This is a genomic window from Pseudomonas sp., from assembly GCF_036404235.1.
In the GTDB taxonomy this organism is placed as follows: Bacteria; Pseudomonadota; Gammaproteobacteria; order Pseudomonadales; family Pseudomonadaceae; genus Aquipseudomonas.
In genome coordinates this window covers 1-18,392 of sequence record NZ_DASWOT010000202.1, presented here as the reverse complement: position 1 = coordinate 18,392, position 18,392 = coordinate 1, and the positions used below count along the sequence as shown (strand labels likewise).

Here is an 18,392-nt window from a genome sequence, read left to right as displayed (position 1 = left end):
GTGTCTGGCGGCGATGGCCAGACGGGGCTTTGCCATGCCTTGAAAACCTCGTCGGGCATTAAGCAGTAGAGCGCGTGGACAGATGAACACCGCACCAAAAGTTATCCCATTCGCCACGCAGATCATGGGCTGTTGCATCTGGGCGAGGTATGCAAGATGAGCAGAGCGATTCCGTTGATTGCCCTTCGCACGTTTGTCGAAGTGTGCAAGGTCGGCAGTATGAAACGTGCCGCCGACCATCTGTGCGTGTCTCCCGCCGCGGTCAGTCAGCAGATCAAAGGGCTGGAAGATCAGATCGGTCGACGCCTGTTTGAGCGCGATGCCAAAGGCATTCAACTGACTGCCAGTGGTCGCACGTTGTTCGACGAACTGTCTGACACTTTTGACGTGATCGAAAAAGCCTGGTCCGGGGCAGCGCTCAAGCTCCCAAGACAAACGCGACTGGTGATCAGCACCACCTCGACCATCGCCAGTTCCTGGCTGATCCCGGCGCTGGGCGACTTCAAGGAGCGCTGCCCGAACATCGAGATCTCGATTCAGATCTGCTCCGGTCTATCGGATCTCAAACATGGTCATGTGGATATCGCCATCCAGCGCGAGGTCGCCAGCAGCCCGGATAATCACGCCACGCGACTGTGGTCTTCGTACCTGATCCCGGTGTGCAGCCCTAAACTGCTGGAAAAACAGCGCAGCATCGAAACGCCGCAGGATTGCCTGACCTTTCCGTTGCTGCAGGACACCGAGCGCAATTACTGGAAAGTGTGGATGAACGCGTTCGGCATGGGTAACCGCAAGATCATTCAGGGCTCGAGTTATGGCGACGAGTCACTGCTGATCAGCGCCGCGTGTGCCGGTCAAGGCATTGCCCTGGTGAACAACGTGTTCGCCTGCGAGGCCCTGAAGTCCAAGCGACTGGTGCAGGTATTGGATGCGACGTCGGAACTGAAATTCGATTACTTCGTGTACTGCGCCAAAGAACGCCGGGAAGAATGGGCGATTGATGCGTTCATGAAATGGGCTGTGCAACAGGCCGGTAAATCGGCGCATGGCCATGTTCGGGAAGCTGAAAATCCGGTGAAGGTGGCGTAAAGGCGAGGGTGCCAGCAAAGCCGACGCGCGCGCAGCTGACCTCACGCTCCATGGCGGCGAAAATCGGCATAAGCCCAGGTAACGCTGCCCCCTGGCGTCGAATCAGCATCAGGCCAGGCATCAATCCGCCAAGGCCGTGCTTGCGGCGCTGCTGATAGGGCTCTGCGTCAGGGTCCAAGCACTCGGTGATCGTAAGGAATAAAACCTGTTATTGCCTCTCGCCTATTTGGCGGGAACCCTGCGTAATCTCCATGTCCGTCTAGACTCGATTCACTGGTCGTCTACGTTTTCCAAAAATCGCCACGGTCGTTTTCGCGACAGCTCAATGTTTCGCTGGCTCTTCAACGAAGTCCTGCGTCGCTGCATGGACGCAGGTCTGGTCAAGGGCGAAGGCTTTGCTGTGGACGCCAGCGTCATCAAGGCGCAGGCCAGTCGGCAACGTGGTGTACCCGGCAACGAAGAGGTCAACTGGAGCGATCCGTCGCTGAGTACCCGTGCCGTAAGCTAAGCAGAACCGAAAAGCCACTCAACGTGGCGAACAGGTTCTGAAGAGACAATCAGCCTCGAAGTCTTCCGGTCTGAAATCCCGACTTTTTCAACAGAATCGGCCGATACCAGCCTCTCATGTCCTGATTGATGCTCAGTAATGAGCACGGGGCGAAGGTACACGTTGCCCTCCGTCCAGTTCAGCTCCTTCGCGCTCAACAACACGGACAACCCTTGGAGTGGAGCGCTGTGGCGAGCGGCTTGTCAGGATCAGACCGCGCCACGCGATGCGTCAGCAACGTCGGCCGCAAATTGAGGACCCTCAAGCAAAGGGCGCCACATTTTCCGCAATGAGCAGGCTCATTGCGATCTTCCACCGCGCGCCGTTCTTCGAACACGCCGCACTGTTCACATTGGTACTCATAGATGCCCATGGTAGATGCTGTCCCCGGAGGTCGGTTACCAGTACTTGCCCAGCTCACCTCGGGCCATAAACTGACCTTGGCCCGTGCTGCCGACCCAGGTGTCGCCATCGATCAATAACTGGCCACGCAGCAGCACCTTCTTGACCCGCCCGTGGACACGGTGGCCTTCGAACAAGGTGAAATCGCAATCGCTGTGCTGTGTTTTGGCGCTGATGGTGTGCGCTTCATTCGGGTCGAATATCACCAGGTCGGCATCGCTGCCGACGGCGATCGTGCCCTTGCGTGGGAACAGCCCGAACAGTTTGGCCGGGGCAGTGGACATCAATTCGACGAAGCGGTTGAGCGAGATGCGGCCAGTACGCACGCCGCCGTCATAGACGACTGTCATGCGGGTTTCGACCCCCGGCACACCGTTGGGTATTTGCGAGAAGTCGTCACGGCCGAGCGGCTTTTGATTGACCTTGCCCAGGTGCCCTTCCTTGAGGCAGTAAGGACAGTGATCGGTTGACACCAGTTGCAGATCGTCAGTCTTCAAGGCTGTCCACAACGCGTTTTGTGAATCCTTGGAGCGCAGTGGCGGACTCATGACGAAGCGTGCGTGTTCGTAACTGTCCTGCTCGTCGGTCTCTGCGTAAGAGGATTCATCGAAAAACAAATAATGCGGGCAGGTCTCAGCGAAGACCGGAATGCCAAGGTCGCGTGCTTCGATCACATGCTTGAGCGCTTCCTTGGCCGACAAATGGACGAAATACACCGGGGCTTCGGCCAACTCGGCCAGCTTGATGCCACGGTGGGTGGCTTCAGCTTCGAGTATTGCCGGTCGGGTCAGTGCGTGGTGGCGAGGTGAGGTATGGCCTTTGGCGATGGCTTCGCGAATGAGCAGGTCGACCACCGTGCCATTTTCCGCGTGCAGCGCGATCATGCCGCCATGCTGCCCGACCATGCGCATGGCTTGGAAAATCGAGGCATCGTCTGACATGACGGTGCCTGGATACGCCATGAACATCTTGAAGCTGGAGATCCCTTCATGGCGGATCGCATGCTGCATGTCTGCCAGCACCTGGGCGTCGACTTCGGTAATGATGACGTGAAAACCGTAATCGATATTGGCCGCACCGGCGGCTTTCGCTTGCGCCCGTTCGATGGCTTGCAGCGGGCTGGTTCCCGTTAACTGCAAGGCAAAATCGATGATGGTGGTGGTGCCGCCGTACGCTGCAGAGCGGGTGCCAGAGGCGAAGTTGTCAGCGGTCACCGAAGGACCGAAGGTGTTTTCCATGTGGGTGTGACAATCGACCCCGCCTGGAAACACCATCATTCCGGTCGCATCGATCACCTGCGTGTCTGAACTCACGGACAGCTGACGGCCGATACTGACGATCTCTTCGCCGTCCACCAGGATGTCAGCGACGTAATCGTCGACGGCCGTAATGATGCGGCCACCACGTATCAAGGTAAGGCTCATAGCGCACTCCGGGCTGCAAGGGTGTCGGTGTTGAACGCGCAGGCGTGATTCAGCACATTTTCAAGGTGCGCGTACTGCCGGGTATCCAGCAGTGGCACCGGCGGACGCACGGCGGCTTCAGGAAAAAGGCCGAGCATGTACAGGCAGGCTTTGAGCCGCGCGTTGGCGTGCATACCCGGCGCCTTGCCATAAATGGCCTGGGCCAACGGGTAAACATAACCGTGCAGGCGTTGGGCTTCGGCCAGGTTTTTGTCGGCCACGGCGCGGTAAAGCGCGACGACCAGTTCCGGGACCACAGCCGCGAGGCTGACCACGCTGCCTTCGGTGCCGAGAATGAAACAGGTCAACAGGTGTTCGTCGCCCGATGCCATGACCGCCACATGAGGGGCGACTTCGTGGATCAGGCGGCGATTGGCTTCGTAGGCGGCGGTCTCCCAGCTGCCTTCCTTGACCGCGATCACTTCCGGCAGCCTGACGAGCGCGTCGAGCGTTTCTGGTGTGTAGGCCATGCCGCCGGTGCCGACGCCCGCCTGATAAAGCATCATCGGCAGCCGCGCGTTGGCATTGGCGATGCGATGGTGGGTCATCACCGTCGCCACGTCGGTGGACAACGACCAGGAGTAGGGCGGGAACAACAGCACCACATCCGCCCCGGCTTGTTTCGCGTCATCGGTATGGGCCTGGGCCTCAAAGCTGTCTTCGGAATTGACCCCGGCGACGAGGATCAGCCGGTTGCCGCAGACCGCCTTGGCAATCTCCACGACCCGACGCTTGTCGCTGCGCGAAAGGGCAACATTTTCACCGGCATGTCCATTGATCAGCAGCCCGCAGATGCCATCTACCGAAGCGATCTCGCGCAGATACCGTTCCAGACTTGCTTCATCTAGATGGCGGCCGTCGTGGTCCAGCGGGCATGGAGTGGCGGCGTAAACGCCGTTGAACGGATTTGAATGCGCAGGGATCATGGCAATACTCTCACGTGTTCGGAGCAGTGGCGGCAGGCGTCTGGAGCAGTCGAGCCGGATCGAAAAGGGGCAATTCGGTGGTTTCTCCCAGCATGTGTCGGGCGAGCAACTTGCCCATGTAAGGCCCGCTGGTGTAGCCGGAGTGCACGCAACCGATGACGTAGGCGTTGTTGAGCCCCGGGAGGGCGCCAAGCATCGGCATGGCGTCGGCGGTTTCCGACTCAAGCCCCAGCCAGATGCGCGCTACCCGGGCATTGGCCAACTCGGGAATGACGTGTTGGGCCAATCGCAGGTTGCCGATCAGGTTTTTGGGGATCGTCTCGACCCCTCCGCGCTGGCGATCGCCGATGCCCTGCCAGCCGCCGCCAATCAGCACGCTGCCGTTGGCAAACTGCTTCATCGACAGCAAACCACTGGCGATGCTGAGCACGGAACGCATCACCGTGGGCATACGTTCGGTGACGATCAGCTGGTTGACCAACGTCTTCACCGGGATGTGCAGGCCGAGCATTTCCAGCAGCGGCTCAAGCCAGACGCCACCTGCCATCACCAGTCGGGTGGCCTCGAACTGGCTGTCCGTAGCGGAGCTGTAAACGCGATAGCGACCCTCGATGCGTTCAATGCGGCTGACGGGTGTTTGCTCGACAATGCGCACGCCGGCCTCTGTTAGCGCCGCGTGATAGGCGCGCCCGGTCAGGTAGGCGCTGGCAAAACCGTCGGTGGCGCAGTAGGCCGCTTCCAGTACCTGATCGCTCAGGCCCGGTTCGATGGCGCGCGCCTGAGCGGGGCTGAGCAGGTCAATCTGGGCACCGTATTCGCGCCGGGCTGCGGCACGGGCCTTGAGAATGTCCCGTTCGCCGTCGGTATAAGCCAGTGACAGTCCGGGTGCCGCCGTGGCCAGCACACCCTGTCCGAGCCATGCGTCAGTCTGCATCCACATTTCCCAGGCTTTGATGGCATAGGGCACCAGGGCCGCACGGGTCATGTGCAAGGTCAGCGTGCCGGCATTGACCCCGGACGCACCGCGACACAACCCATCGCGTTCAACCAGCACTACGCGCATACCCGCCCGCGCCAAAAACAGTGCGGTCGTGCAACCCATGACACCGCCGCCGACTACGCAGACATCGAATCTATGAGCGATCGAGTGGGTGTTGTTCACAGCGGAGCCGCCTTGGGAATCGGGATGTCGGCGTAAACGAAAGTACCCGTAAGGGCGGCAATGGACAGAGGGCGAAGGGGCGTGCGGGCGGAAAAAATCCCCACCTGATCACGCGCTGTCCGGTGATGCGCGGCAAGCAGTTCCGCCGCCACGTCGCCACAGGTGCGACCCTGACAGGGCCCCATTCCGCAACGCGTCCAGGCTTTCAACTGATTGACGTCACGGGCGCCTGCAGCGCAGGCGGCATCGATGTCGGCGCGGGTCACGTCTTCGCATCGGCAAACAATGGTGTCTGGGGTAATGCTGTCGACATGACCGGGACGCAAGGCCATCAGCCGCGCCATCGACCGACCAAAACGCGCCGCCCGGGCTTGCTGGCGTTGGGTTATTTTGAGCGTGTTACTTAATTGTCCGGAAGGATCGGCAGCCAGCGACAGCGCGCAGGCCAGGCCCGCCATTGCACCATGATGGGCCGCCGCCGCTGCGCCCGCGATGCCTGCGCCATCACCCACAACATACAGCCGTTCACGGGAAGTCAGCCCATTCGCATCTGTTTTCGCGACCCATCCGCCCGCTGCGCGGTAGTAGTGATGCTCAGCACGTAGCAGGCGAGTGATGTCGGTGGAGGGCGTCAAGCCGTGGCCGACGGCTATGCAGTCGGCAAGCAGGCTAATTCGTTCGCCGGCAACGGGCCGGCCCGCGCTGTCGCAGGGGGCGAGGACGGCGCGCAATTGTTGTCCTTCAGGGCTGACGCTGACCAACGTGTGGCGGGCGTGCAACGGCACTCCGGCACGCCGAATCGCCAGCGCCCACTTGACGCCCTGGCGCAGGATGTCCGGACGCGACAACAAAGCAGGCATGGCACGACCCCAGTCAAGCGGACCCGCCAGGTCGGCGATGGCCACGACAGTGCCGCCTGCTTTGAGCGTGCCAGCGGCGACCGCTGCCAGTAACGGGCCGCAGCCCGCGACAAGGGTGGTCTTGCCCGGAAGGATCTTCTGCGATTTGAGCAGGATAGTTGCAGCCGCAAGACCGATCACGCCGGGCGTGGTCCAGCCTTCGAAGGGCACGACGCGCTCGGTGGTGCCTGCCGCAACGATCAAGGCTTTCGAGGAAATACTGATCGGGCCGTAGGAGCCCGCGGCGTCCACCTGAAAGTCAGCGGTAACCGCCCAGGCCGCATATCCGAAGTAAGGTTTGACTGAACTGTTGCTCAGCGCTGCGCGCAGTGCATTGCCGGTGGCCGCCTCTGGGCTGTCATCCGAACTGTCGACAACAGCCGGGGCCCGGTAGACCTGTCCGCCCGCTGCACTGTTTTCGTCGACAATCGCAACTCGCAATCCGGTAGCGGCGGCGGCCAGCGCAGCGTTTATGCCGGCAGGGCCTGCGCCCAGCACGATGACGTCAAAGTCAGTCATGCGCACCTGCCTGCGGCACCACTGAAACGCTCAGCCCCGCTGCGACGGGCGTCTGGCACGCCAGCACTCGACGTCCATCGACCATCACCAGGCATTCCTGACACGACCCCATCAGGCAAAACATTCCCCTGGGCTGTTGCGCCCTGGGGCTTGCACGCAGCACTTTCACGCCGCTGGCGAAGAGGGCTGCAGCAACGCTTTGTCCGGACAGCGCAGTGTAGGCGGTGCCATCAAAGCGGAAAGCGACTGTAACGCTGCGGTGTGCATCTTGCATGACGTTTCCTATGGTTCGACCAGGCCTTGAACAAGGGCCTGCTTGACAAGCGATTCGCCATGCTATCGTATATGTTCGGTATACGCAAAATACTCGAACGATAGATTTTCTTGTCTTTTCGCCCGTTTCGCCCCTTGACCTGATGTATCTTCCCGGAGCAACAGATATGAGATCACCCTCTACCCTGAGCCGCTTGTTCACCGCAGGGATTGTCGCTTGTGCGCTTCTGGGCGCCATGGACGCCAGCGCGCGCTCCCTTGATGAGATCATGGCTTCAAAGAAGATCATCTTCGGCGTGAACCCGAACCTGCCCCCGCTCGGGGTGTATGACGCCCAGAACAACATTGACGGCTTCGATGTCACCGTTGCCCGGAAGATCGCCGACTCGCTGGGCGTAAAACTTGAAATCGTGCCGATCGGGTCCAATGATCGAGTGCCGTTTCTGATGGCCGACAAGATCGATGCGGTCATGGGCGGCATGACGCGCAACGCCGACCGGTTGAAAGTGGTGGATTTCACCAACCCGGTGAACACCGAGGTGCTAGGTGTCCTGACCACCGAAAGCAAGCCTTACACGGATTGGACCCAGCTCAACGACCCGGCGGTGCGGTTGGTGCAGGTGCGCGGCACCACGCCCATCAAGCTGATCCAGGAAAAACTGCCCAAGGCCCAATTGCTGATTCTCGACAACTACCCAGACGCCGTGCGTGCAATTTCCCAGGGCCGAGCTGATGCACTGATCGATGTGCTGGACTTCATGCTCAGCTACACCAAGAACTATTCCACCAAGTGGAAGGTGGTCGACGCCCCCATCGAAGTGGACTATGACTGCATCGGTATTCAGAAGGGCAACACGGCCTTGGCGGCTCGTCTGAACACCGAACTGGCTTCACTGCATTCATCGGGTTTCATTGCCACGAGCTGGAAGAAATGGTTCGGCAGCAACATGTTGCACGACCCCACCAGCTCACCCACGGCTCAGTAATTCAATTACAGCCATGATGGGGCACGCTTGATGGAGCAAGCGCGCCTCGTGCATGGCAGGAACCCTCCCTGAATGAATTTGAATTTTGAACCGTTGCTTGAGCAGTGGCCCTATTTGCTGGGCGGCGCCTGGATCAGCCTGCAAATAGCGGTGTCAGCTTTTGCGTTAGGCATGATTGTCGGGCTGGTGTGCGCCTCGGTGCTGCGCTATGGGCCACGCTGGTTGCGCAAGATCGTCAGCGGGTATGTGATTTTCGCCACCAATACACCGCAGTTGGTGCAAATCTACTTTCTGTTTTTTGCCTTGCCCGAAGTAGGCATCACCCTGTCGCCGTTCACGGCGGTGCTGATCGGCGCGACGTTCAATGCCGGTGCCTACTTGTGCGAGATCCAGCGTGCAGGCTTTGATTCCGTGCGCAGGATGGAGATCGAGGCGGCCGAAGTCATGGGGTTTTCCAGTGTGCAGATCGTGCGTTACGTCATCCTGCCCCATGTCCTGAAAGTGATGTTTGCACCGCTATCGAATCAATTCATCGTCATGACCCTCGGGACGTCGATGGCTTCGATCTTTGGCGTGGAAGAACTCACTGGGCGCAGTTTCAACCTCAGTTCGCAGACGTACCTGTCGGTGGAAGCCTTCTCGGTCGCCGCCGTGCTGTACATCGTCATTACCTTGATCGCGACATTACTGCTGGCGGCGGTGGGGCGTTACGTCTTCCGTGCCAAGTTGAAGGCTTTCTGATGTCCGACGCTCATATCCCCGAAATCGTGCAGTTGTTCTCCTATTACAACGTGCTGTTGTTGCTCAAAGGTCTGGTCGCCACGTTCGTGCTGTCGGTTGTGGGATGCCTGGCCGGGTTCATCTTCGGGTTTGTGATCGCTGTCGTGCGCCTGACGCGCTCGTCAGCCATGGCACCGTTGCGCGCGCTGGCGTACGTGTACTGTTTTCTGTTCCGACGGATCCCGTTCCTGATTACCTTGATGCTGGTGTTCTTCGCCAGCCAGTCCTCAAAACTCGGGCTGTCGACGTTCTCGGTAGCGCTGGTCAGTGTGTGCCTGATCGCGGCGGCCTATCTGGGGGAAATCATCCGCAGCGGGCTGGAATCGGTGCACCGCAATCAGTGGGAAGCGGCGCAGACCCTCAACTTCAATTACCTCGAAACGCTGCACTTCGTCATCGTGCCCCAGGGCTGGCGGATCATCGTTCCACCGACGTTCAGCTTCTTTGTGATGTTCATCAAGGACACCGCGCTGGCCTCGCAGATCGGCGTGATGGAGATGACGTCCGCAAGCAATGTGCTGACCAGCAAAGGCTTTTCCGCGGCGCTCGTGTACGGCACGATATTGGTCCTGTACTTCGCGCTCTCTTACCCGTTATCGCGCTTTGGTAAGCGTCTGGAGAGAAACCTTGCCGCAACTCGAAATTGTTGAACTCAAGGCGTCATACGGCGCACAGAGCGTGCTGGAACACATCAATTTGTCTGTCGAGAAGGGCGAGATTGTCAGCCTGATCGGCCCTTCAGGCTCAGGCAAAAGCACACTGCTGCGGGTGCTGATGGGGTTGCTGCCCCCGGTTCAGGGCAGCGTTCGGCTGGATGGACAGGCCGTGGACTACGCTAATAAAAGTAGCGTCCGTGCCCTGCGCGCAGACATTGCCATCGTGTTTCAGCAGTACAACCTGTTCCAGAACATGACGGTGCTGGAAAACGTCATGATCACGCCCACAAAAATCAAAGGCTGGCCCCGGGAGCAAGTGCAGGCCGATGCGATTCGGCTGTTGACCCGTGTCGGATTGGGGCATCGACTCAAGGCCTATCCCGATGAGTTGTCGGGCGGTCAGCAGCAGCGCGTAGCGATTGCCCGTGCGCTGGCCGTCAAGCCCAAGGTATTGCTGCTAGACGAAGTAACGGCGGCACTGGACCCGGAGCTGGTCAACGAGGTGCTGGACACCATTCGTGAGCTGGCGGGCGAGGGCATGACCATGTTCATCGTGTCCCATGAAATGAGTTTCGTGCGGGAAATCTCTTCCAAGGTGGTTTTCATGGCGGACGGCCTCGTCGTCGAGGTCGGCTCGCCTCAGTTCATTTTCGACGCGCCCAACGAACAACGCACCCGGGAATTCGTCGGCAAGATCCTGCGTCATTAACATTTTTCCAAGGACATTTTCATGAGCCAGACGGTTTCATCCACGTTGCTGTGCACCGCAGTCGACGACCAGTTTCCAACGCAGATCGAATTTCTCGCTGACCTCGTGCGCCGTCCTTCCGACAACCCGGCAGGCGACTGTGCCGAGCACGCCGAAACCACCGCGCTTGCGCTGGAAGCGCTGGGGTTTGCAGTGGAACGCCATCGCGTGCCACAGGACGAAGTGACGGCCGCCGGGATGCTCAGCGCGACTAATCTGGTCGTTCGGCATCGCTTTGGCGACGGCCCGATCATTGCTCTGAATGCCCACGGTGACGTCGTTCCCCCTGGAGAGGGCTGGACTGCCGATCCCTACGGCGCGCAGATTCGCGACGGCATGATGTACGGGCGCGGGGCGGCCGTGTCCAAGTCCGATTTCGCGACCTACGCCTTCGCGCTCAAGGCGTTGATCGATACGGGCGCGCCACTGGCGGGCACGGTCGAACTGCATCTGACCTACGATGAAGAGACCGGCGGTTTGATCGGCCCTGCGTGGCTGTTGAAGAACGGTATCGTCAAACCCGACTACGCCATCTGCGCCGGTTTTACTTACGCGATCACCACGGCCCACAACGGCGCGATTCACCTGGAAATTGTTGTCCGTGGCAAGTCGGCCCATGCCGCGCGGCCAGACACGGGCCACGATGCCATGGAGGCCACGAGCAAGTTGCTGACCGCGTTATACGGGTATCGCGACACGCTGGTGAACACCCGTTCGCAGACACCGGGCATCGATCATCCGACACTGGTCGTGGGCTTGATTGAGGGAGGGATCAATACCAACGTCGTGCCCGACCGCGTGACCCTGCGTCTTGATCGACGAGTCATCCCTGAAGAGAAAGCACAGACCGTGCTGCTTGAACTCAAAACGCTGATCGCGTCTGCCGTTGAAGGATTGCCGGGCATCACCGCCGAGGTGCGGGAGGTACTGGTGACTTCGCCGCTGTACATGCTCGACGGTGCCGAGCGTCTGACGTTTGCGTTGCAACGCGCCGCGAAGCAGACCCTGGGCCTGGACATTCCCACCGAGGGCGTGCCGCTGTACACCGACGCGCGTCTGTACTGCGAGGCGGGCGTACCGACGGTCATTTATGGCGCGGGGCCTCGCAGTCTGCTGGAAGCCAATGGGCATCGCGCGGACGAGCGAATCGTGCTGGAAGATTTGCGAATCGCCACCCAGACCATCGCGATCACGCTCAATGATCTGCTGACGCCGGGCTGAAAAAACAACGCTGGCGGGGCCACGGCTCCGCCAACCGCCCTAGCTGATCCGGTCAAGTACAAACAACCGCAGGTTTTGCAGGTGGTTGCGGACACTGTTGCGGGCCGCCTCGACATCATCGGCAAGGTAGGATTCGAGAATGGCCAGGTGCTCAGCCCGATCTTCCTCGATTCGGTTAAACGGGCTGACCAATTCGAAAAGGCGACTGTGGGTGCGCACCTGTTCGATCAGCCGGGCCAGTACCGGATTGCCCGACGCGTGTGCATACATCGTGTGCACTTGATCGTCGATCTGCCAGTGCGCCGGTTCCTGTTGCCCTTTGCCAAGGGATTTGAGTTTTTTGATCAGCTGCTCGATCTGACGTTTGTCGATCTTGCCCATCGCTAGCCCGATGGCTTCCATCTCCAGCAGCTCTCGAACCTTCATGGTTTGAAAGTATTCCTGCGCGCTGACGTACCGAACCGAATATGAGCGCCCGCCCCCGCGCACCAGCAGCCCTTCGCCTTCCAGGCGCAGCAGGGCTTCACGAAGCGGCGTGCGTGAAATGTTCAGCTCTTCGACGAGTCGACCTTCTACGACGGGGCCGCCGGTACGAAGCACCTTTTCCAGGATCATCCGGCGAAGCGTTTGATAAGCGAGCTCGGCTAACTTATCGGAGGGATTTGCAATAGGTCGTGTCACAGGCAAGCACTCAAAAACTTTGCCGAAGTATACGAGAGATATGCGCAGATGCGCAGCACACCGGTTGTGGCGCGTTCAGTTCGGGTCCATCTGATTCCGACATGATATTGGTTGAGGCTATGTAGTTGAGGGTGTCGATTTTGTACCGGCGACACTGTAAAAAGCAGCGCCTCACCTATCCGCGGCTCTGTAGGTCGTGGTTTGACAGGCTGCTTATGGCCCAGAGTGTGTAAATACATCCGTGCTTGCCCAAGGAGTGATCCACGCAGACGAAACCCCGGTACAGATGCTCGCCCCGGGTGAGAAGAAAACCCATCGTGCTTATGTCTGGGCCTACTGCACTACACCGTTTTCGGCGCTCAAGGCAGTGCTTTACGACTTCAGTCCGAGCCGTGCGGGTGAGCATGCCCGCAACTTCCTTGGGCAATGGAACGGCAAGCTGGTGTGCGATGATTTCGTCGGCTACAAAGCAAGCTTTCAGCAAGGCATCACCGAAATCGGCTGCATAGCGCATGCCCGCCGCAAGTTCTTCGATCTGCACGCGACGAACAAAAGCCAACTGGCCGAATAGGCGCTGCACTCAATTGGTGGCTTGTACGAAATCGAACGGCAAGCGCGGGAAATGACCGACGAAGATCGCTGGCGAATACGTCAGGAAAAAGCGGCACCCATTATCGACGCACTACATACCTGGATGATGGCCCAGCGCGATCTTGTGCCCGAAGGATCGGCTATCGCCAAAGCGCTGGATTACAGCCTCAGGCGCTGGACGGCACTGGCTCGATATCTCGAGGACGGTGCTGTACCCATAGATAATAATCCAGTGGAAAACCAGATACGGCCGTGGGCACTCGGCCGCTCCAACTGGTTGTTCGCCGGTTCACTGCGCAGCGGCAAACGAGCAGCGGCGATCATGAGCTTGATCCAGTCGGCGCGCATGAATGGGCATGATCCATATGCCTATCTCAAAGATGTGCTGACTCGCCTGCCAACACAGCGTGCCAGTGAGATTGATCAACTGCTGCCGCATCGGTGGGTACCACATAACTTCATAGGGTGAACTGTGCGACCACTTCATCCGATGACATGACATCGGCATACTCACCACCAAGTATAGCCAAGGTCAATTCATGGACGGTTGTGGCGTTCCATGACTTTCCGTGCGCCCCGATGACGGGTACGGCTGTCGTGGCGTCTGAGGGAAGGATGATGCTGTATCCAAGTGCTTTTCCCGCACGGACTGTGGCATCCATGCTGTTGTGAATGACAACACCCGTCAGCACCAATCGCTTTACCTGCATCTGTTTAAGAATGGAGTCTAATTCGGTGCCAATGAACGCGCAGTTTTCCTGTTTGGTGATGACGGTTTCTCCCTTTATCGGAGCAACTTCTTTCTTAATGCCGTTCCATGGGCCATGGACGTAGTAGCTGGATGTAGGAGTTTGCTCATCGTGCTTCACGTGAAGAACCGGCCAACCGATTGATCGCCAGTGATTGAGAAGGCGTAGGATGGCCGGCAAATAGTCAGGATTATTTTTGCCATCCCAGTTCGGGCGATCAATGGCATCTTGAACGTCAAGGATAACAAGCGGGATAGGGCCAGATTGATCCTTCATGTAATCTCATTGTAGTGGTCAACTAATTCCGGACACGACGTTAAGTTTTTCCTCGGCCCAAACTGGCACCAGCCCACAGCTAAACTGATGCGGCCGGATCCAGTTGTACCGATGTATCAAAAAATGGCTGATGCCGCGCTGTGCTTCCTGCGCAGCTCTATAGCCTAAGGTCGGTATCCATTCAGTTTACAAACTCCGGAACACCCGCTCCATCGGCGCAGTCCCAGCAATTTCCCCGGCGACAGCTTTAATTCTCTAAATTCACCAACTCCGTTGTTCGACGAATACCTTATTCCACAGTCACCGACTTCGCCAAATTACGCGGTTGATCGACATCGGTGCCTTTCAAGACTGCAACGTAATACGAGAGCAATTGCAGCGGGATGGTGTAGAGGATCGGGGCCAAGGCATCGATGATGTGCGGCATGGAAATAACGTGGGTGCCTTCGCCATTGTGCAGGCCAGCTTGTTCATCGGCGAAGACGATCAGTTCCCCGCCACGAGCGCGGACTTCTTGCAGGTTGGATTTGAGTTTTTCCAGCAGTTCGTTGTTCGGCGCAACGGTAACCACTGGCATGTCACTGTCTACCAGCGCCAGCGGACCGTGCTTCAACTCACCCGCCGGGTAGGCTTCGGCGTGGATATAGGAGATTTCCTTGAGCTTCAACGCACCTTCCATTGCAACAGGGAATTGCGCACCACGGCCGAGGAACAACGTGTGTTTTTTCTCGGCGAACAGTTCGGCAACTTTCTCGATGGTGCTGTCCATCGCCAATGCCTCACCCAAACGGATGGGCAGACGGCGCAGTTCTTCCACCAGTTGCGCTTCAACGCCTTGCTCCAACGTGCCCTTGACCTGCCCTAGGGATAAGGTCAGCAACAGCAAGGCCACCAGTTGGGTGGTAAACGCTTTGGTCGAGGCCACGCCGATTTCTGGCCCGGCCTGGGTCAGCAGGGTCAGATCGGATTCACGCACCAGTGAACTGATGCTGACGTTGCAAATCGCCAGACTGGCGAGGAAACCCAGTTCTTTGGCATTGCGCAGCGCCGCAAGCGTGTCGGCGGTTTCACCCGATTGCGAGATGGAGACGAACAAGGTGTCCGGTTGCACCACCACTTTGCGATAGCGGAATTCGCTGGCGACTTCAACCTGGCACGGGATGCCCGCCAGCCCTTCCAGCCAATAGCGCGCGACCATACCAGCGTGATAGCTGGTCCCGCAGGCCACGATTTGAACGTTACGCACCTTGGCGAATAACTCGGCGGCCTGCGGACCGAATGCCTGGACCAACACTTGCTGCTCGCCGAGACGGCCTTCAAGGGTGCGTTGCACGACTTTCGGTTGCTCGTGGATTTCCTTGAGCATGAAGTGACGGAATTCACCTTTGTCGGCAGCCTCGGCGCCCTCGCGGTACTGCACGATTTCGCGGTCTACCGACAAGCCATCGGCGTTCCAGATCTGCACGCTGTCACGGCGTATTTCGGCGATGTCGCCTTCCTCCAGGTACATAAAGCGGTCAGTTACCTGCCGCAGCGCCAACTGGTCGGAGGCGATGAAGTTTTCGCCCAACCCCAAGCCCACTACCAGCGGGCTGCCGCTGCGGGCTGCTAGCAAACGATCGGGCTGTTTAGCACTGATCACCGCCAAACCATAAGCGCCGTGCAGTTCTTTGACCGTAGCCTTCAAGGCCAAGGTCAGATCGGGTATGTCCTGCAGTTTGTGGTGCAGCAAATGGACAATGACTTCGGTGTCTGTGTCCGAGGTGAACACATAGCCCAAACCTTTCAGACGCTCGCGCAGTACTTCGTGATTTTCGATGATGCCGTTGTGGACCACGGCCACCTCACCGTTGGAGAAGTGCGGGTGTGCATTGCGTTCAGTCGGTGCGCCGTGAGTGGCCCAACGGGTGTGAGCAATACCGAGGCGGCCCACCAGCGGCTTGCCCGCCAGCGCTTGTTCCAGTTCGCTGACCTTGCCCACGCGACGGCAGCGCTCAAGCACGCCAGCGCTGGTGAAAAGCGCCACACCGGCGCTGTCGTAGCCGCGGTATTCAAGACGCTTGAGGCCCTCCAGCAGGATGGCAGTGACATTACGTTCAGCGACTGCGCCAACAATTCCACACATGGTCTTCTCCTAGGAAACAGCGGCGCATATCAGCGTAATGCCGCGGGCCTGAATGTGATCGCGTGCCGCTTGGGGCAGACGATCATCGGTAATAAGGGTATGGATGCTGCTCCAGGGCAGCTCCAGATTGGGAATCTTGCGACCGACCTTGTCGGCTTCGACCATCACAATCACTTCGCGGGCAACTTCTGCCATGACGCGGCTCAAGCCCAGCAGTTCGTTGAAGGTGGTGGTTCCGCGTGTCAGATCGATGCCGTCGGCGCCGATAAACAACTGATCGAAATCATAGGAGCGCAATACCTGTTCGGCGACCTGTCCCTGAAAGGACTCAGAATGCGGGTCCCATGTGCCGCCGGTCATGAGCAGCACCGGCTCGTGTTCCAATTCACCTAAAGCATTGGCCACATGCAACGAGTTGGTCATTACCACCAGACCTGGCTGCAAGCCTAGCTCGGGAATCATCGCTGCGGTCGTGCTGCCGCTGTCGATAATGATCCGCGCGTGCTCGCGGATTCGTCCGACTGCAGCGCGAGCGATAGCCTGTTTGTATCGGGAAATCGGCTGGATGCCATCGCTGATCAATTCCTGGGGGATGGAAATCGCACCACCGTATCGACGCAGCAGCAGGCCGTTGCTTTCCAACGCAGCCAGATCCTTGCGAACCGTCACTTCCGAGGTTTCGAAACGCTTGGCCAATTCATCCACACTGACTTCGCCCTGCTCATTGAGCAACGCGAGGATGTTGTGGCGGCGTTGAGGTGTATTTCGTTTCGACATGAGGGCTTTAAGTTTCGTTTCGAAAGATAACGAAGGCAATCAAAACCTATTGAAAGATTTCAGTCAAGCCGAAAAATGTTGAGAGTGTGGAAAAGTTATCCACAGGGGTCCGATATTATGGAGTTGCCGAGCCGCCAAGGCTGCGATGCGATTCGCCTGCTATACACGCGTGATCGCAGCCTTCAGCGTCCGACAAGAACGCAGGCGTCTTTAGTCTTTCTTGATTTTGACCGGGCGTTTCCAACCGTCGATGTTGCGTTGACGGGCGCGAGCAACTGCCAATTGCTCAGGCTCAACGTCCTGGGTAATCGTTGACCCTGCGGCAGTGGTTGCTCCGGAAGAGATATCCACAGGCGCGACCAACGAGTTGTTGGAGCCGATGAACACATCCTCGCCCATGACCGTCTTGTGTTTATTGGCGCCGTCGTAGTTACAGGTGATGGTGCCTGCGCCGATGTTAGTCCTTGCGCCAATCACAGCATCGCCCAGGTAGGTGAGGTGGCCCGCCTTGGCACCCTCACCCAAGTGCGTGTTCTTGAGTTCGACAAAGTTACCCACATGCGCCCGGGCATCCAGCACGCTACCCGGTCGCAGTCGCGCGAACGGACCCGCATCAGCGCCCTCGCCCACGATTGCGCCTTCCAGGTGGCTATTAGCTTTGATCACCGCCCCCTTGCGCAGAGTGCTGTCCTTGATTACGCAGTTGGGGCCGATGATCACGTCATCTTCGATGACGACCCGGCCTTCGAGGATGACATTGATGTCGATCATGACATCACGCCCCACGCTGACCTCACCCCGAACGTCAAACCGTGCCGGATCACGCAGGGTCACACCCAGCGCCATCAGTCGACGTGCCTCCCGCGCCTGATAATGTCGCTCCAGCTCGGCCAATTGCTTGCGATCATTGGCACCCTGCACCTCCATCGCATCGTAAGGCTGCTCGGTGGCCACGACCAGACCATCGCCAACGGCCATGGCAATCACGTCGGTCAGGTAATACTCGCCCTGAACATTGTTGTTCGAAAGACGACCCAGCCAATCTGCAAGGCGCTTGCCAGGGACAGCGAGAATGCCGGTATTGCCTTCCTTGATCGCCCGTTGGGCGTCTGTCGCGTCTTTGTGTTCCACGATGGCGCTGACGCGGCCCTGCTCATCGCGAACGATGCGGCCATAACCGGTGGGGTCATCAAGGATCACGGTCAACAAGCCAAGCTGTTCAGCATTCACCTGTTTGAGCAGCCGTTGCAAGGTTTGGACTTCAATCAGCGGTACATCGCCGTAAAGAATCAATACCGTGTCGGCGGTCAAAGCAGACACCGCCTGAGCAACGGCGTGGCCAGTGCCCAGTTGTTTGTCTTGCAGGACAAAATTCAAATCGTCTGCGGCGAGCCGTTCCCGCACGATGTCCGCACCATGACCAATGACGACATGAATCCCCTGAGGACTGAGCTGACGGGCACTGTGGATAACATGGCCGAGCATCGAGTCACCCGCCACGGGGTGAAGCACTTTAGGCAAC

The 18,392-nt window shown here is 58.7% G+C and carries 17 protein-coding genes and 4 pseudogenes; 8 read left to right on the top strand and 13 right to left on the bottom strand.

Translation table 11 applies throughout. The features are described 5' to 3' along the window. Positions 1 to 156 precede the first annotated feature (156 nt). Positions 157 to 1,089, top strand: a complete 933-nt coding sequence (locus VGC62_RS25220; protein WP_331189798.1) for a LysR substrate-binding domain-containing protein — start codon at positions 157 to 159, stop codon at positions 1,087 to 1,089. 1 nt (position 1,090) lies between these two features. Here the strand turns inward: VGC62_RS25220 and VGC62_RS25215 are convergent. Next, positions 1,091 to 1,228 (bottom strand): annotated as a pseudogene (locus VGC62_RS25215) (AraC family transcriptional regulator); the annotation flags it as partial. Between the two features lie 138 nt (positions 1,229 to 1,366). Between VGC62_RS25215 and VGC62_RS25210 the strand changes: the two are divergent. Further along, a pseudogene (locus VGC62_RS25210) lies at positions 1,367 to 1,591 on the top strand (IS5/IS1182 family transposase); the annotation flags it as partial. Positions 1,592 to 1,790: 199 nt separating this feature from the next. Here VGC62_RS25210 and VGC62_RS27840 read toward each other — a convergent pair. The 6 genes from VGC62_RS27840 to VGC62_RS25185 are packed head-to-tail and all read right to left on the bottom strand — an operon-like array spanning position 1,791 to position 7,281. Further along, positions 1,791 to 2,009 carry an FmdB family zinc ribbon protein gene (locus VGC62_RS27840; RefSeq protein ID WP_414705844.1) on the bottom strand — a complete coding sequence of 73 codons (219 nt, stop codon included), beginning with the start codon at positions 2,007 to 2,009 and terminating at the stop codon, positions 1,791 to 1,793. Between the two features lie 25 nt (positions 2,010 to 2,034). Further along, positions 2,035 to 3,462 carry a dihydropyrimidinase gene (gene hydA, locus VGC62_RS25205; protein ID WP_331189797.1) on the bottom strand — a complete coding sequence of 476 codons (1,428 nt, stop codon included), beginning with the start codon at positions 3,460 to 3,462 and terminating at the stop codon, positions 2,035 to 2,037. Beyond that, positions 3,459 to 4,427: a dihydrodipicolinate synthase family protein gene (locus VGC62_RS25200; RefSeq protein ID WP_331189796.1), complete on the bottom strand. Its 969-nt coding sequence runs from the start codon at positions 4,425 to 4,427 to the stop codon at positions 3,459 to 3,461. Before VGC62_RS25200 ends, hydA begins: the two co-directional genes overlap by 4 nt. Before the next feature lie 10 nt (positions 4,428 to 4,437). After that, positions 4,438 to 5,589 carry an FAD-dependent oxidoreductase gene (locus tag VGC62_RS25195; protein WP_331189795.1) on the bottom strand — a complete coding sequence of 384 codons (1,152 nt, stop codon included), beginning with the start codon at positions 5,587 to 5,589 and terminating at the stop codon, positions 4,438 to 4,440. Then, positions 5,586 to 7,007 carry an NAD(P)/FAD-dependent oxidoreductase gene (locus VGC62_RS25190; RefSeq protein WP_331189794.1) on the bottom strand — a complete coding sequence of 474 codons (1,422 nt, stop codon included), beginning with the start codon at positions 7,005 to 7,007 and terminating at the stop codon, positions 5,586 to 5,588. Before VGC62_RS25190 ends, VGC62_RS25195 begins: the two co-directional genes overlap by 4 nt. Further along, positions 7,000 to 7,281, bottom strand: a complete 282-nt coding sequence (locus VGC62_RS25185; RefSeq protein ID WP_331189793.1) for a (2Fe-2S)-binding protein — start codon at positions 7,279 to 7,281, stop codon at positions 7,000 to 7,002. Before VGC62_RS25185 ends, VGC62_RS25190 begins: the two co-directional genes overlap by 8 nt. A 166-nt stretch (positions 7,282 to 7,447) precedes the next feature. On the opposite strand from VGC62_RS25185, the gene VGC62_RS25180 reads away from it, so the two are divergent. From VGC62_RS25180 to VGC62_RS25160, 5 genes are all read left to right on the top strand, one after another. Next, positions 7,448 to 8,266 (top strand): transporter substrate-binding domain-containing protein, encoded by an 819-nt coding sequence (locus tag VGC62_RS25180; RefSeq protein ID WP_331189792.1) that lies wholly within the window; start codon positions 7,448 to 7,450, stop codon positions 8,264 to 8,266. 72 nt (positions 8,267 to 8,338) lie between these two features. Then, positions 8,339 to 9,007: an amino acid ABC transporter permease gene (locus tag VGC62_RS25175; protein WP_331189791.1), complete on the top strand. Its 669-nt coding sequence runs from the start codon at positions 8,339 to 8,341 to the stop codon at positions 9,005 to 9,007. Continuing rightward, on the top strand, positions 9,007 to 9,696 hold the full coding sequence (locus VGC62_RS25170) for an amino acid ABC transporter permease (protein WP_331189790.1): 690 nt from the start codon (positions 9,007 to 9,009) through the stop codon (positions 9,694 to 9,696). Before VGC62_RS25175 ends, VGC62_RS25170 begins: the two co-directional genes overlap by 1 nt. Continuing rightward, positions 9,674 to 10,411 carry an amino acid ABC transporter ATP-binding protein gene (locus VGC62_RS25165; protein ID WP_331189789.1) on the top strand — a complete coding sequence of 246 codons (738 nt, stop codon included), beginning with the start codon at positions 9,674 to 9,676 and terminating at the stop codon, positions 10,409 to 10,411. The genes VGC62_RS25170 and VGC62_RS25165 overlap by 23 nt, the downstream gene beginning before the upstream one ends. Positions 10,412 to 10,432: 21 nt before the next feature. Further along, complete coding sequence (locus VGC62_RS25160; RefSeq protein ID WP_331189788.1) at positions 10,433 to 11,671, top strand: ArgE/DapE family deacylase; 1,239 nt, start codon at positions 10,433 to 10,435, stop codon at positions 11,669 to 11,671. Positions 11,672 to 11,710: 39 nt separating this feature from the next. Here VGC62_RS25160 and VGC62_RS25155 read toward each other — a convergent pair whose 3' ends face one another. Further along, positions 11,711 to 12,352: a GntR family transcriptional regulator gene (locus VGC62_RS25155; RefSeq protein ID WP_331189787.1), complete on the bottom strand. Its 642-nt coding sequence runs from the start codon at positions 12,350 to 12,352 to the stop codon at positions 11,711 to 11,713. A 238-nt stretch (positions 12,353 to 12,590) separates the two neighbouring features. Between VGC62_RS25155 and tnpC the strand changes: the two are divergent. Next, a pseudogene (gene tnpC, locus VGC62_RS25150) lies at positions 12,591 to 13,412 on the top strand (IS66 family transposase); the annotation flags it as partial. Here tnpC and VGC62_RS25145 read toward each other — a convergent pair. From VGC62_RS25145 to glmU, 5 genes and pseudogenes are all read right to left on the bottom strand, one after another. Then, entirely contained in the window at positions 13,402 to 13,968 is a 567-nt protein-coding gene (locus VGC62_RS25145) for an isochorismatase family protein (protein WP_331189786.1), read from the bottom strand. The pseudogene tnpC and the gene VGC62_RS25145 sit on opposite strands and share 11 nt — an antisense overlap. Positions 13,969 to 13,986: 18 nt before the next feature. After that, positions 13,987 to 14,209, bottom strand: a pseudogene (locus VGC62_RS25140) (IS3 family transposase); the annotation flags it as partial. Between the two features lie 48 nt (positions 14,210 to 14,257). Next, positions 14,258 to 16,093 carry a glutamine--fructose-6-phosphate transaminase (isomerizing) gene (glmS, locus tag VGC62_RS25135; protein ID WP_331189785.1) on the bottom strand — a complete coding sequence of 612 codons (1,836 nt, stop codon included), beginning with the start codon at positions 16,091 to 16,093 and terminating at the stop codon, positions 14,258 to 14,260. A 9-nt stretch (positions 16,094 to 16,102) separates the two neighbouring features. Then, on the bottom strand, positions 16,103 to 16,870 hold the full coding sequence (locus tag VGC62_RS25130; RefSeq protein WP_331189784.1) for a DeoR/GlpR family DNA-binding transcription regulator: 768 nt from the start codon (positions 16,868 to 16,870) through the stop codon (positions 16,103 to 16,105). 210 nt (positions 16,871 to 17,080) lie between these two features. Further along, positions 17,081 to 18,391 carry a bifunctional UDP-N-acetylglucosamine diphosphorylase/glucosamine-1-phosphate N-acetyltransferase GlmU gene (glmU, locus tag VGC62_RS25125; RefSeq protein ID WP_331189783.1) on the bottom strand — a complete coding sequence of 437 codons (1,311 nt, stop codon included), beginning with the start codon at positions 18,389 to 18,391 and terminating at the stop codon, positions 17,081 to 17,083. Position 18,392 lies beyond the last annotated feature (1 nt).